This window comes from Xanthomonas sp. WCS2018Noco2-27 (genome assembly GCF_031843525.1).
In the GTDB taxonomy this organism is placed as follows: Bacteria; Pseudomonadota; Gammaproteobacteria; order Xanthomonadales; family Xanthomonadaceae; genus Xanthomonas.
This window is the reverse complement of the sequence record NZ_JAVTIK010000002.1, coordinates 360,565-374,951: the sequence shown is the minus strand read 5'-3', so window position 1 is coordinate 374,951 and position 14,387 is coordinate 360,565. Positions and strand designations below refer to the sequence as shown.

Below are 14,387 nucleotides of genomic sequence, written 5' to 3'. Positions count from 1 at the left end.
ATGGCACAGAATAAGCGCGTTAAGGCCATTGCGGCCGCTGTCGTCCCGGGCAAGAACTATGCCTTCGAAGACGCAATCAAGATCCTGAAGACCGCCACCAAGGCCAAGTTCGTCGAATCCATCGACGTTGCTGTGCGCCTGGGCGTGGACGCCAAGAAGTCCGACCAGCAGGTGCGCGGTTCGACCGTGCTGCCGGCCGGTACCGGCAAGAGCGTGCGCGTTGCGGTGTTCGCACCGGCGGGCGCCAAGGCTGACGAAGCCCTGGCTGCAGGCGCCGAGGCAGTGGGCATGGACGACCTGGCCGAGAAGATGCAGGCCGGCGATCTGAACTACGACGTGGTCATCGCGACCCCGGATGCCATGCGCGTTGTCGGTAAGCTCGGCACCCTGCTGGGTCCGCGCGGTCTGATGCCGAATCCGAAGGTCGGCACCGTGTCGGCGAACCCGGGCGAAGCGGTCAAGAACGCCAAGTCGGGCCAGGTGCGTTACCGCACCGACAAGGCCGGCATCATCCACTGCACCATCGGCAAGGCCAGCTTCGACGACGAAGCGCTGAAGTCGAACCTGCAGGCGCTGCTGCTGGACCTGATCAAGGCCAAGCCGGCCACCTCGAAGGGGACCTACCTGCAGAAGGTATCGGTCAGCTCGACCATGGGTCCGGGCGTGACGGTTGATCAGTCGAGCCTGTCGCTGAAGTAATTGAATTCGTCGGGCGTCATGCGCCTGACGTGTTTGTGCAGTACTGCATTGTTTTTCCGGCCCGGGTAACCGTGTGCTGGGAGTCCGTTCCCTCCTTTGGGGTAACGGACATTTTGAAGGCGATCGCCGGCATGTCCGGCGGTAGCCGTCAAAGACCGCAGGCGCGGTCAGCGCAGATCGGCGACGGGCAGGGATGCTCGCACTGGCATGGAGTCGCCGTCGATGCAGCGGGATCGCTTAATTGGTTCGTTTCGAACTGGCCGGCGTAGATGGTGTCGCCCTTCTGGAGTTTTCTGGTTTACGCGCGTCTGGGACATCCCGGATCGAGTCCACTCCAGGTCTAGAACGGCCACCAAAGGAACATCGGTCGATGTTCCCGGCTTCCAGGATGGAAGCTGCCCTGGACCGCAACCGGCAGGAGCCGCGAGCGGAGTAGTTTGAAGCGGGGATGAAAGGGTCGGCATTGGGGATTTTCAGGGCTGCTGCATGGCCTTCGGCGAATCCCGAATCGCAAATCTCGCGTCCCAGCTTTAACGGAGGAGTGCAATGGCTCTCAATCTGTCCCAGAAGCAAGAAGTAGTCGCCGAGCTGGCAGACATCGCCGCCAAGGCCCACTCCCTGATCGCCGCCGAATACGCTGGCACCACGGTCTCCCAGATGACCGCGATGCGCAAGCAGGCCCGCGAAACCGGTGTGTTCTTGAAAGTTGTCAAGAACACCCTGGCTGTGCGTGCCGTCGAAGGTACCGAATTTGCTGTCGCGTCTGACAAGCTGGTCGGTCCTTTGGTGTATGCGTTTTCGATGGAGGAGCCCGGCGCTGCCGGTCGCCTGATCAAGGAATTCGCCAAGAGCAACGACAAGCTGCAGGCCAAGGTTGTGGCAATCGGCGGGGAACTGTTCCCGGCGAGCCACGTTGACGTGTTGGCTTCGCTGCCGACCCGTGACCAGGCTCTGGCCATGCTGGCCCGCGTGCTGTCCGAACCGGCTGCCATGTTCGCCCGTGCCGTCAAGGCCGTTGGCGACAAGCAGGGCGGTGGCGACGAAGCCGCCGAGCCGGTCGCCGAGACTGCCGAAGCTTGATGTCCTAGCGTCTGCTAGAAACCATTCCAGAATTAATTTCTAAAAGGTAATCACAATGTCCCTTACCAACGAACAGATCGTCGACGCCATCGCCGAGAAGTCCCTGATGGAAGTGATGGAGCTGGTCAAGGCCATCGAAGAGAAGTTCGGCGTCTCCGCCGCCGCTCCGGTCGCTGCCGCTGCAGCTGGCCCGGCTGCTGTGGTCGAAGAGCAGACCGAGTTCAACGTGGTGCTGGTCAACTGCGGCACCAATAAGGTCGGCGTCATTAAGGCCGTCCGTGCCGTGACCGGCCTGGGTCTGAAGGAAGCCAAGGATCTGACCGAAGCCGGTGGCATCCTGAAGGAAGGCGCGTCCAAGGACGAAGCCGAGAAGATCAAGAAGGAATTGACCGAAGCCGGCGCGACCGTCGAAGTCAAGTAAGCAGCATCTTGCATCGCCAGCGTTTTACGGTGATGCACTGAAGGCTGGGGGCCCAAAGCCCCCGGCCTTTGGCCGTTTCGGACGTGAGTCGGGAATGGGAGTTGGAGATCTGCAACTGCGAGGTTGCGCTTTTCCGAATCCCACATCTCCACTCCCGATTCGCGGCCTCACCGAGTTGGTAGTTGGAAGTAGCAAGAGAAGGCGTGCTGGTGCCGGCAATACCAGCGACTTCCAACTGACAATTTTGTTATTTCAGGGCCGCCGCGACGCGGCCCCCGCAGCCTAGGGTGAAGACCTCATGACGTCTTATTCGTTCACCGAAAAAAAGCGTATCCGCAAGGATTTCGGTAAGCAGCGCTCGATTCTCGAAGTGCCGTTTTTGCTTGCCATCCAGGTGGATTCCTATCGCGAATTCCTGCAGGAAGATGTGGAGCCGACCAAGCGCAAGGACCTCGGTCTGCATGCTGCTCTGAAGTCGGTGTTCCCGATCTCCAGCTACAGTGGCAACGCTGCGCTCGAGTACGTGGGCTACAAGCTGGGTCAGCCGGTGTTTGACGAGCGCGAATGCCGTCAGCGCGGCATGAGCTATGGCGCGCCGCTGCGCGTGACCGTGCGTCTGGTGATCTACGACCGCGAGTCGTCGACCAAGGCCATCAAGTACGTGAAGGAGCAGGAGGTCTATCTCGGCGAAATCCCGCTGATGACCGGCAACGGTACCTTCATCGTCAACGGCACCGAGCGCGTGATCGTGTCGCAGCTGCACCGCTCGCCGGGCGTGTTCTTCGACCACGACCGTGGCAAGACCCACAGCTCGGGCAAGCTGCTGTACAGCGCCCGCATCATTCCGTACCGCGGTTCCTGGTTGGACTTCGAGTTCGATCCGAAGGACGCGCTGTTCACCCGTATCGACCGTCGCCGCAAGCTGCCGGTGTCGATCCTGTTGCGCGCGCTTGGCTACAACAACGAAGAGATGTTGGCCGAGTTCTTCGAGATCAACACGTTCCATATCAATCCGGACGAAGGCGTGCAGCTGGAGCTGGTGCCGGAGCGTCTGCGTGGTGAAACGCTGAACTTCGACCTGGCCGATGGCGACAAGGTCATCGTGGAAGCGGGCAAGCGCATCACCGCCCGTCACGTCAAGCAGCTGGAAGCCGCCGGCGTTGCCGCGCTGGCCGTGCCGGACGACTATTTGGTCGGCCGCATCCTGTCGCACGACGTGGTCGATGGTTCGACCGGCGAACTGCTGGCCAATGCCAACGACGAGATCAGCGAAGACCAGTTGGCTGCCTTCCGTAAGGCCGGCGTCGACGCGGTTGGCACCCTGTGGGTGAACGATCTGGATCGCGGTCCGTACCTGTCCAACACCTTGCGCATCGATCCGACCAAGACGCAGCTCGAAGCGCTGGTCGAAATCTACCGCATGATGCGTCCGGGCGAGCCGCCGACCAAGGAAGCCGCGCAGAACCTGTTCCACAACCTGTTCTTCACCTTCGAGCGCTACGACCTGTCCACGGTCGGCCGCATGAAGTTCAACCGTCGCGTCGGCCGCAAGGAAGTGCTGGGCGAGTCGGTGCTGTACGACAAGAAGTATTTTGCCGAGCGTAACGACGAAGAATCCAAGCGTCTGGTCGCCGAGCACACCGACACCTCCGACATCCTGGAAGTGATCAAGGTGCTCACCGAAATCCGTAACGGTCGCGGCGTGGTCGATGACATCGATCACCTGGGTAACCGTCGCGTGCGTTCGGTCGGCGAAATGGCCGAGAACGTGTTCCGCGTGGGCCTGGTCCGCGTCGAGCGCGCGGTCAAGGAGCGTCTGTCGATGGCGGAGTCGGAAGGTCTGACCCCGCAGGAATTGATCAACGCCAAGCCGGTGGCCGCAGCGATCAAGGAATTCTTCGGTTCCTCGCAGCTGTCGCAGTTCATGGATCAGAACAACCCGCTGTCGGAAGTGACGCACAAGCGTCGCGTCTCCGCACTGGGCCCGGGCGGTCTGACCCGCGAGCGTGCAGGCTTCGAAGTGCGCGACGTGCATCCGACCCATTACGGCCGCGTCTGCACCATCGAAACGCCGGAAGGCCCGAACATCGGCCTGATCAACTCGCTGGCCGTGTTCGCCCGCACCAATCAGTACGGCTTCCTCGAGACGCCGTACCGGAAGGTGCTGGACGGCAAGGTGTCCGACGACGTCGAATACCTGTCGGCGATCGAAGAAAACGAGTACGTGATCGCCCAGGCGAACGCGTTGACCGACGTCAAGAACATGCTCACCGAGCAGTTCGTGCCGTGCCGGTTCCAGGGTGAGTCGCTGCTCAAGCCGCCGGCAGAAGTCCACTTCATGGACGTCTCGCCAATGCAGACCGTGTCGGTCGCAGCGGCGCTGGTGCCGTTCCTGGAACACGATGACGCGAACCGCGCACTGATGGGCGCCAACATGCAGCGCCAGGCCGTGCCGACGTTGCGTTCGCAGAAGCCGCTGGTCGGTACCGGCATCGAGCGTGCGGTTGCGCGCGACTCGGGCGTGACCGTCAACGCGCTGCGTGGTGGCGTGATCGAGCAGATCGATGCAGCCCGCATCGTGGTCAAGGTCAACGAGGCAGAAATTGGCGGCGGCACTGATGCCGGCGTGGATATCTACAACCTGATCAAGTACACCCGCTCCAACCAGAACACCTGCATCAACCAGCGTCCGCTGGTGAATGTGGGCGACGTGATCGCGCGCGGCGACGTGCTGGCCGACGGCCCGTCCACCGACATCGGTGAGCTGGCGCTGGGTCAGAACATGCTGATCGCCTTCATGCCGTGGAACGGCTACAACTTCGAAGACTCCATCCTGCTATCCGAGCGCGTGGTGGAAGAGGATCGTTACACCACGATCCACATCGAAGAACTGACCTGCGTTGCACGCGACACCAAGCTGGGGCCGGAGGAAATTTCCGCCGACATTCCGAACGTGTCCGAGCAGGCCTTGAACCGTCTGGACGAAAGCGGCGTGGTGTACATCGGTGCGGAAGTGCGCGCTGGCGACATCATGGTCGGCAAGGTCACACCGAAGGGCGAAAGCCAGCTGACCCCGGAAGAGAAGCTGCTGCGTGCGATCTTCGGTGAGAAGGCGTCCGACGTGAAGGACAGCTCGCTGCGCGTGCCCCCGGGCATGGACGGCACCGTCATCGATGTGCAGGTCTTCACCCGCGACGGCATCGAGAAGGACAAGCGTGCGCGCCAGATCGAAGAATCCGAGATCAAGCGCGTCAAGAAGGACTTCGACGACCAGTTCCGCATTCTGGAAGCGGCCATCTACGCACGTCTGCGCTCGCAGATCGTGGGCAAGGTCGCCAATGGCGGTCCGAACCTGAAGAAGGGCGACAACGTCACCGACGCGTATCTGGACGGACTGAAGAAGTCCGATTGGTTCCAGCTGCGCATGAAGGACGAAGACGCTGCCGACGCCATCGAACGCGCGCAGAAGCAGATCCAGGCGCACGAGAAGGAATTCGAAGCACGCTTTGCCGACAAGCGCGGCAAGATCACCCAGGGCGACGACCTCGCACCGGGCGTGCTGAAGATGGTCAAGGTGTTCCTGGCGGTGAAGCGCCGCATCCAGCCGGGCGACAAGATGGCAGGCCGCCACGGCAACAAGGGTGTGGTCTCCAACGTCGTGCCTGTCGAAGACATGCCGTACATGGCGACCGGCGAGCCGGTGGACATCGTGCTGAACCCGCTCGGCGTGCCGTCGCGTATGAATATCGGCCAGATTCTGGAAGTGCATCTGGGCTGGGCCGCCAAGGGCCTGGGTCGCAAGATCCAGCGCATGCTGGAAGCGCAGACCGCGGTCAGCGAGCTGCGCAAGTTCCTGGACGACATCTACAACCACGACAGCGCGATCAATGCGCAGCGTGTGGATCTGTCGCAGTTCAGCGATGAGGAACTGCTCAACCTGGGCAAGAACCTGATCGACGGCGTGCCGATGGCCACCCCGGTGTTCGACGGCGCCAGCGAAGCGGAAATCAAGCGCATGCTGGAACTGGCCGAACTGCCGCAGAGCGGTCAGACCCAGCTGTACGACGGTCGCACTGGCGAAGCGTTCGATCGCAAGACCACCGTTGGCTACATGCATTACCTGAAGTTGAACCACTTGGTCGACGACAAGATGCATGCCCGTTCGACCGGCCCGTACTCGCTCGTGACCCAGCAGCCGCTGGGCGGCAAGGCGCAGTTCGGTGGTCAGCGCTTCGGCGAAATGGAAGTCTGGGCGCTGGAAGCCTACGGCGCGGCCTACACCCTGCAGGAAATGCTGACGGTGAAGTCCGACGACGTGCAGGGCCGCAACCAGATGTACAAGAACATCGTCGATGGTGAGCACGAGATGGTCGCGGGCATGCCGGAGTCCTTCAACGTGTTGGTGAAGGAAATCCGCTCGCTGGCGATCAACATGGAACTGGAAGAGTAAGAGCCGGGACCCGGGACAAGGGGACCGGGGACCCGGGAAAGACAAGAGCCCAGCGCTCTTGATCTTCCGGGTCCCCGGGCCCGGGTCCCCAGTCCCGAACAGAGTTCTTCGCGTTTCATCTCAGATACGAAATTCCTCCGACCCGGAGATATCCAATGAAAGACCTGCTCAACCTCTTCAATCAACAGCGCCAGACGCTGGATTTCGACGCGATCAAGATCGCGCTGGCATCGCCTGACCTGATCCGTTCGTGGTCCTACGGCGAAGTGAAGAAGCCCGAAACCATCAACTACCGCACCTTCAAGCCGGAGCGTGACGGCCTGTTCTGCGCCGCGATCTTTGGCCCGATCAAGGATTACGAGTGCCTGTGCGGCAAGTACAAGCGCATGAAGCACCGCGGTGTGGTCTGCGAAAAGTGCGGCACCGAAGTCACCCTGGCCAAGGTGCGTCGCGAGCGCATGGGTCACATCGACCTGGCCTCGCCGGTCGCGCACATCTGGTTCCTCAAGTCGCTGCCCTCGCGTATCGGTTTGATGCTGGACATGACCCTGCGTGACATCGAGCGCGTGCTGTACTTCGAAGCCTACGTGGTCACCGAGCCGGGCCTCACCCCGCTCGAGCGCCGCCAGCTGCTGACCGAAGAGCAGTACCTGACCGCACGCCAGGAGTACAACGACGACTTCGACGCCGCCATGGGCGCCGAGGCCGTGTACGAGCTGCTGCGCACGATCGACCTGCAGTCGGAAATGACCCGCCTGCGCGAAGAAATCGCCAGCACCGGTTCGGAAACCAAGCTCAAGCGCCTGACCAAGCGCATCAAGTTGATCGAAGCCTTCCTGGAATCGGGTAACCGTCCGGAGTGGATGGTCATGACCGTGCTTCCCGTGCTGCCGCCGGACCTGCGTCCGCTGGTGCCGCTGGACGGCGGCCGCTTCGCGACCTCGGATCTGAACGATCTGTACCGCCGCGTGATCAACCGCAACAACCGTCTGCGTCGCCTGCTGGAGCTCAACGCGCCGGACATCATCGTGCGCAACGAAAAGCGCATGTTGCAGGAATCGGTCGATGCGCTGCTGGACAACGGCCGTCGCGGCCGTGCCATCACCGGCACCAATAAGCGTCCGCTGAAGTCGCTGGCCGACATGATCAAGGGCAAGCAGGGTCGGTTCCGTCAGAACCTGCTCGGCAAGCGCGTGGATTACTCCGGTCGTTCGGTCATCACCGTCGGTCCGTACCTCAAGCTGCACCAGTGCGGCCTGCCGAAGAAGATGGCGCTCGAGCTGTTCAAGCCGTTCGTGTTCGCCAAGCTGCAGCGTCGTGGCCTGGCCACCACCATCAAGGCCGCTAAGAAGCTCGTCGAGCGCGAAGAGGCCGAGGTGTGGGACATCCTCGAAGAAGTCATTCGCGAGCATCCGGTGCTGCTGAACCGTGCGCCGACCCTGCACCGTCTGGGCATCCAGGCGTTCGAGCCGGTGTTGATCGAAGGCAAGGCCATCCAGCTGCATCCGCTGGTATGTACCGCCTTCAACGCCGACTTCGACGGTGACCAGATGGCCGTCCACGTGCCGCTTTCGCTGGAAGCCCAGCTGGAAGCGCGTGCGCTGATGATGTCCACCAACAACATCCTGTCGCCGGCCAACGGCGAGCCGATCATCGTGCCGTCGCAGGACGTGGTGTTGGGCCTGTACTACATGAGCCGCGCCCTGGAGAACAAGAAGGGCGAGGGCATGGTGTTTGCGAACACCAGCGAAGTGAAGCGCGCCTACGACAACCGCGTGGTGGAACTGCACGCCAAGGTCAAGGTTCGCATCACCCAGGTGGACGTCGACGCCGTCGACGGCAAGCGCACCAGCGGCACCTCGATCGTGGACACCACGGTCGGTCGTGCGTTGCTGAGCGAAATCCTGCCCGAAGGCCTGCCGTTCCAGCTGGCCAACACCGAGATGACCAAGAAGAACATCTCGCGTCTGATCAACTCCAGCTACCGTCTGCTGGGCTTGAAGGACACCGTCGTGTTCGCCGACAAGCTGATGTACACCGGCTATGCCTACGCCACCCGCGCAGGCGTGTCGATCGGCATCGACGACATGCTGATCCCGGACGAGAAGAAGGGCATCCTCACCGAGGCAGAAGCCGAAGTGCTGGAAATCCAGGAGCAGTATCAGTCGGGCCTGGTCACCGCCGGCGAGCGTTACAACAAGGTCGTGGACATCTGGTCGCGTACCAGCGAGCGCATCGCCAAGGCGATGATGGACACCATCGGTACCGAGAAGGTCGAGAATGCCAAGGGCGAAACCATCGACCAGAAGTCGATGAACTCGCTCTACATCATGGCCGACTCCGGTGCGCGTGGTAGCCAGGCGCAGATCCGTCAGCTGGCCGGTATGCGCGGCCTGATGGCGCGTCCGGACGGCTCGATCATCGAGACGCCCATCAAGGCGAACTTCCGCGAAGGCTTGAACGTGCAGGAGTACTTCAACTCCACCCACGGTGCGCGTAAGGGTCTGGCCGATACCGCGTTGAAGACCGCGAACTCGGGTTACCTGACCCGTCGTCTGGTCGACGTCGCGCAGGACGTGGTGATCACCGAAGTCGATTGCGGCACCACCGAAGGGTTGATCATGACCCCGATCGTGGAAGGCGGCGACGTGGTGGAGCCGTTGAAGGAGCGCGTGCTGGGCCGTGTCGTGGCCGAGGACGTGTACCTGCCGGGCAACGACGAAGAGCCGATCGTCACCCGCAATACGCTGCTCGACGAAGCCTGGGTTGCCAAGCTGGAAGACGCCAGCGTGCAGTCGGTGAAGGTGCGTTCGACCATCAGCTGCGAATCGTCGTTCGGCGTGTGCGCACGTTGCTACGGTCGCGATCTTGCACGTGGTCACCAGGTCAACATCGGTGAAGCGGTCGGCGTCATCGCCGCCCAGTCCATCGGTGAGCCGGGTACCCAGCTGACCATGCGTACGTTCCACATCGGTGGTGCGGCATCGCGTGCGGCTGCGGTGGACAACATCACCGTCAAGACCACCGGTTCGGTGAAGTTCAACAACCTCAAGTCGGTGGCGCATGCCAGCGGCGCACTGGTTGCGGTCTCGCGTTCTGGCGAACTGTCCGTGCTCGATGGCCATGGCCGCGAGCGCGAGCGTTACAAGCTGCCGTACGGCGCCACCATCACCGCCAAAGACGGCGATGCGGTCAAGGCCGGGCAGGGCGTTGCCAACTGGGATCCGCATAACCACCCGATCGTGTCGGAAGTGGCCGGTTTCATTCGCTTCATCGACTTCGTCGACGGCGTCACCGTCATCGAGAAGACCGACGAACTGACTGGCCTGGCCTCGCGCGAAATCACCGACCCGAAGCGTCGCGGTGCGCATGCCAAGGAACTGCGCCCGATCGTGCGCATCGTCGATGGCAAGGGCAACGACCTGACGATCCCGAATACGGATCTGCCGGCGCAGTACCTGTTGCCGCCGCGCTCCATCGTCAACCTGCAGGACGGCGCCGCTGTCGGCGTGGGCGACGTGGTCGCAAAGATCCCGCAGGAAGCGTCCAAGACCCGCGACATTACCGGTGGTCTGCCGCGCGTTGCCGACTTGTTCGAAGCACGCAAGCCGAAGGATCCGGCGATCCTGGCCGAGCGCTCGGGCATCATCAGCTTCGGTAAGGACACCAAGGGCAAGCAGCGTCTGATCATCAAGGACACCGATGGCAGTGAACACGAAGAGCTGATCCCGAAGTACCGCCAGATCATCGTGTTCGAAGGCGAGCATGTGACCAAGGGCGAGACCGTGGTGGACGGCGAGCCGAGCCCGCAGGACATCCTGCGTCTGCTGGGTGTCGAGCCGCTGGCCGCGTATCTGGTCAAGGAAATCCAGGACGTGTATCGCCTGCAGGGCGTGAAGATCAACGACAAGCACATCGAGGTGATCACTCGCCAGATGCTGCGCAAGGTCGAGATCACCGACCAGGGCACCAGCAAGTTCCTCAATGGCGAGCAGGTCGAGCGTCAGCGCGTCATCGAGGAAAATGTCCGCCTGGTCAAGCGCAACGAACTGCCGGCCAAGTACGATCCGGTGCTGCTGGGTATCACCAAGGCCTCGCTGGCCACCGAGTCGTTCATCTCGGCGGCCTCGTTCCAGGAGACCACGCGTGTGTTGACCGAGGCTGCCGTGCGCGGTACCCGCGACAACCTGCGCGGTCTGAAGGAAAACGTGATCGTGGGTCGCCTGATCCCGGCCGGTACCGGTCTTGCCTACCACGCCGGGCGGCGTAAATCGTCCGGTCTGACCGACTCGGAAATGGAAACCTTGTCGGGCAAGCCGACGGTTGCTGAACCGGTCGTCGCTGTGGCGGACGCCGGCGCGGACGAGGAGTAAGCGCTTGCGACGGCGCTCGCAAGAGCGCCGTCAGCCAAGCGAGAGGAGGGCAGGAGGCCCTCCGTTTTCGGGCCTTTGGACGGGCCAGCAGGGTTGGGTTTCCGTGAAGTTGACGGAGTTTCGTCCTGCCAGCTATACTTCCCTGTCTCGGCGGGCCGTTTTTCGGCCTGCCTTCGTTTTCGTGCAAGGCCGTCTCGGCCTCTCTAATCAGAAGAATCAACTGATGACGACGATCAATCAGCTGGTCCGCAAGCCTCGGCAAGCGACCACCTACAAGAGTGCCTCCCCGGCACTGGACAAGTGTCCGCAGCGCCGCGGCGTCTGCACACGCGTCTATACCACTACCCCGAAGAAGCCGAACTCGGCCCTGCGTAAGGTTGCCAAAGTGCGCCTGACCAATCAGGAAGAGGTCATCAGCTACATCGGTGGTGAAGGTCACAACCTGCAGGAGCACTCCGTGGTCCTGATTCGTGGTGGCCGCGTCAAGGATCTTCCCGGTGTGCGTTATCACACCGTCCGTGGTTCGCTGGACGCCGCCGGCGTCGCAAAGCGCCGTCAAGGTCGTTCCAAGTACGGCGCCAAGCGCCCGAAGAGCTAAGGAAATACTCCAATGTCCCGTAAAGGTTCTACTCCGCAGCGCACCGTCCTGCCTGATCCAAAGCATGGCAGCGAAACCATTGCCCGCTTCATCAATATGGTGATGCAAAGTGGCAAGAAGTCGGTTGCTGAGAAAATTGTCTATGGCGCGATGGACGTCATTGGCGAAAAGAATCCGAATGCCGTCGAGCTAGTGCAGAAAGCACTGGACAACGTGGCCCCGGCTGTCGAAGTTAAATCGCGTCGCGTTGGTGGTGCTACCTATCAGGTGCCCGTCGAAGTGCGCTCCTCCCGTCGCACGGCGCTGGCAATGCGCTGGTTGATCGATTCCGCGCGCAAGCGTGGCGAGAACACCATGCCGCGCAAGCTGGCTGCAGAACTGTTGGACGCCTCGGAAAGCCGTGGCGGCGCGATCAAGAAGCGCGAAGAGACTCACCGTATGGCGGAAGCGAACAAGGCGTTCGCACACTACCGCTGGTGACCTCGGGGGCCTTGGTAACGGGGCCCTTCAGCACCATATGAGTGCTGTTTGCGACGCGTCTCGCGTCGCATTCAATCCGAAGGCCGCCGAAAGGCGGCGTTCGGCCATCCGAAATCCAAGAAATTGAGAGGCTCCCCGTGGCCCGCACCACCCCTATCGAGCGTTACCGCAACTTCGGCATCATGGCCCACATCGATGCCGGCAAGACCACCACTTCCGAGCGCATCCTGTTCTACACCGGTGTCAGTCACAAGATCGGCGAAGTCCATGACGGCGCTGCAGTGATGGACTGGATGGAGCAGGAGCAGGAGCGTGGTATTACCATCACCTCCGCTGCGACCACCGCGTTCTGGTCGGGTATGGACAAGTCCATGCCGCAGCATCGCCTGAACATCATCGACACCCCCGGGCACGTCGACTTCACCATCGAAGTGGAGCGCTCCTTGCGCGTGCTCGACGGTGCGGTGTTCGTGCTGTGCGCCGTGGGTGGCGTGCAGCCGCAGTCCGAGACTGTGTGGCGCCAGGCCAACAAGTATTCCGTGCCGCGCATGGCCTTCGTCAACAAGATGGATCGTACCGGTGCCAACTTCGACAAGGTCGTTGAGCAGCTGAGAGCCCGTCTGGGTGCCTACGCCGTGCCGATGCAGGTGCCGATCGGCGCCGAAGACGGTTTCGAGGGCGTGGTCGACCTGTTGAAGATGAAGGCGATTCATTGGGATATCGCGTCGCAGGGCACCACCTTTGAATACGGCGACATCCCGGCTGACCTGGTCGAGATTGCGACCGAGGCGCGTTCGTTCATGGTCGAAGCGGCTGCAGAAGCCAGCGAAGAACTCATGGACAAGTACCTCAACGAAGGCGACCTGAGCGAAGAAGAGATCCTGGTGGGTCTGCGCGAGCGCACCCTGAAGGTCGAGATCGTGCCGGTGTTCTGCGGCTCGGCGTTCAAGAACAAGGGCGTGCAGGCCATGCTCGACGGCGTCGTGCATCTGCTGCCGTCGCCGGCCGACCGTCCGCCGGTTGCCGGCATCGACGAAGACGAGAAGGAAGACAGCCGTCCTGCGACCGACACCGCGCCGTTCTCGGCGTTGGCGTTCAAGATCATGACCGATCCGTTCGTGGGCTCGCTGACGTTCTTCCGTGTCTACTCAGGCACGCTGAACTCCGGTGACCAGGTCTATAACCCGGTCAAGTCGAAGAAAGAGCGCGTGGGCCGCATCCTGCAGATGCATTCCAACAATCGCGAAGAGATCAAGGAAGTGCGCGCTGGTGACATCGCCGCGGCCGTGGGTCTGAAGGACGTCACCACCGGCGATACGCTGTGTGCGCAGGACAAGATCATCACCCTGGAGCGCATGATTTTCCCGGAGCCGGTGATCTCGATGGCGGTGGAGCCCAAGACCAAGTCGGACCAGGAAAAGATGGGTACGGCGCTGGGTCGTCTGGCGCAGGAAGATCCCTCGTTCCGCGTCAAGACCGACGAAGAATCCGGCCAGACCATCATCTCCGGCATGGGCGAGTTGCACCTGGACATCATCGTCGACCGCATGCGTCGCGAGTTCAATGTCGAGGCCAACGTTGGCAAGCCGCAGGTTGCGTATCGCGAAACGATCCGCAAGACCGACGTCAAGTCCGACTACAAGCACGCCAAGCAGTCCGGTGGTAAGGGGCAGTACGGTCACGTCGTGATCGAGCTGTCGCCGATGACCGAAGAAGATCGTAAGAACGATAGCGTCAAGGACGATTTCCTCTTCATCAACGACATCACCGGCGGCATCATTCCGAAGGAATTCATCCCCTCGGTCGAGAAGGGTCTGCGCGAAACGATCACCAGCGGTCCCATCGCTGGCTTCCCGGTGGTGGGTGTCAAGGTCAAGCTGGTGTTCGGCTCGTACCATGACGTCGACTCCTCGGAAATGGCGTTCAAGCTGGCCGCGTCGATGGCGTTCAAGCAGGGCTTTGCGAAAGCCAGCCCGGTGTTGCTCGAGCCGATCATGAAAGTCGAGATCGTCAGCCCGGAGGATTACCTGGGCGACGTGATGGGCGACGTGAGCCGCCGTCGCGGCGTGTTGCAGGGTCAGGACGACAGCCCGTCGGGCAAGATCATCAATGCGATGATTCCGCTGGGTGAGATGTTCGGTTACGCGACCTCGCTGCGCTCGATGAGCCAGGGGCGCGCAACGTTCTCAATGGAATTCGACCATTACGAAGAGGCGCCGACCAACATCGCCGACGCCGTCACCAAGAAGGGCTGAGTTCGCTCAGCCGCTTCAAAAATTTTCTAAT

Annotated in this window: 8 protein-coding genes; all 8 read left to right on the top strand. The window is 61.8% G+C overall.

Annotated features, from left to right (window positions below; genetic code table 11):
• The 8 genes from rplA to fusA all read left to right on the top strand — a co-directional run bounded on the left by rplA (position 1) and on the right by fusA (position 14,356).
• On the top strand, positions 1-699 hold the full coding sequence (gene rplA, locus RQH86_RS06705) for a 50S ribosomal protein L1 (RefSeq protein ID WP_055846624.1): 699 nt from the start codon (positions 1-3) through the stop codon (positions 697-699).
• Positions 700-1,245: 546 nt separating this feature from the next.
• Positions 1,246-1,779 carry a 50S ribosomal protein L10 gene (rplJ, locus tag RQH86_RS06700; RefSeq protein ID WP_055846625.1) on the top strand — a complete coding sequence of 178 codons (534 nt, stop codon included), beginning with the start codon at positions 1,246-1,248 and terminating at the stop codon, positions 1,777-1,779.
• A 55-nt stretch (positions 1,780-1,834) separates the two neighbouring features.
• Entirely contained in the window at positions 1,835-2,200 is a 366-nt protein-coding gene (gene rplL, locus RQH86_RS06695) for a 50S ribosomal protein L7/L12 (protein ID WP_055846628.1), read from the top strand.
• Between the two features lie 298 nt (positions 2,201-2,498).
• Positions 2,499-6,650 carry a DNA-directed RNA polymerase subunit beta gene (gene rpoB / locus RQH86_RS06690; protein WP_115512412.1) on the top strand — a complete coding sequence of 1,384 codons (4,152 nt, stop codon included), beginning with the start codon at positions 2,499-2,501 and terminating at the stop codon, positions 6,648-6,650.
• 155 nt (positions 6,651-6,805) lie between these two features.
• Positions 6,806-11,023 (top strand): DNA-directed RNA polymerase subunit beta', encoded by a 4,218-nt coding sequence (gene rpoC, locus RQH86_RS06685; protein ID WP_055846634.1) that lies wholly within the window; start codon positions 6,806-6,808, stop codon positions 11,021-11,023.
• A 223-nt stretch (positions 11,024-11,246) separates the two neighbouring features.
• Positions 11,247-11,621 carry a 30S ribosomal protein S12 gene (gene rpsL, locus RQH86_RS06680; RefSeq protein ID WP_002811712.1) on the top strand — a complete coding sequence of 125 codons (375 nt, stop codon included), beginning with the start codon at positions 11,247-11,249 and terminating at the stop codon, positions 11,619-11,621.
• Between the two features lie 12 nt (positions 11,622-11,633).
• Complete coding sequence (gene rpsG, locus RQH86_RS06675; protein ID WP_006450629.1) at positions 11,634-12,101, top strand: 30S ribosomal protein S7; 468 nt, start codon at positions 11,634-11,636, stop codon at positions 12,099-12,101.
• 137 nt (positions 12,102-12,238) lie between these two features.
• Positions 12,239-14,356, top strand: a complete 2,118-nt coding sequence (gene fusA, locus RQH86_RS06670; protein WP_055846638.1) for an elongation factor G — start codon at positions 12,239-12,241, stop codon at positions 14,354-14,356.
• The last annotated feature ends 31 nt before the right edge of the window (positions 14,357-14,387 follow it).

Excerpts from the sequence above, each read along its gene's own strand:
- rplA (WP_055846624.1), top strand. The coding sequence starts at position 1 with ATGGCACAGAATAAGCGCGTTAAGGCCATTGCGGCCGCTGTCGTCCCG.
- rplJ (WP_055846625.1), top strand. The coding sequence starts at position 1,246 with ATGGCTCTCAATCTGTCCCAGAAGCAAGAAGTAGTCGCCGAGCTGGCA.
- rplL (WP_055846628.1), top strand. The coding sequence starts at position 1,835 with ATGTCCCTTACCAACGAACAGATCGTCGACGCCATCGCCGAGAAGTCC.
- rpoB (WP_115512412.1), top strand. The coding sequence starts at position 2,499 with ATGACGTCTTATTCGTTCACCGAAAAAAAGCGTATCCGCAAGGATTTC.
- rpoC (WP_055846634.1), top strand. The coding sequence starts at position 6,806 with ATGAAAGACCTGCTCAACCTCTTCAATCAACAGCGCCAGACGCTGGAT.
- rpsL (WP_002811712.1), top strand. The coding sequence starts at position 11,247 with ATGACGACGATCAATCAGCTGGTCCGCAAGCCTCGGCAAGCGACCACC.
- rpsG (WP_006450629.1), top strand. The coding sequence starts at position 11,634 with ATGTCCCGTAAAGGTTCTACTCCGCAGCGCACCGTCCTGCCTGATCCA.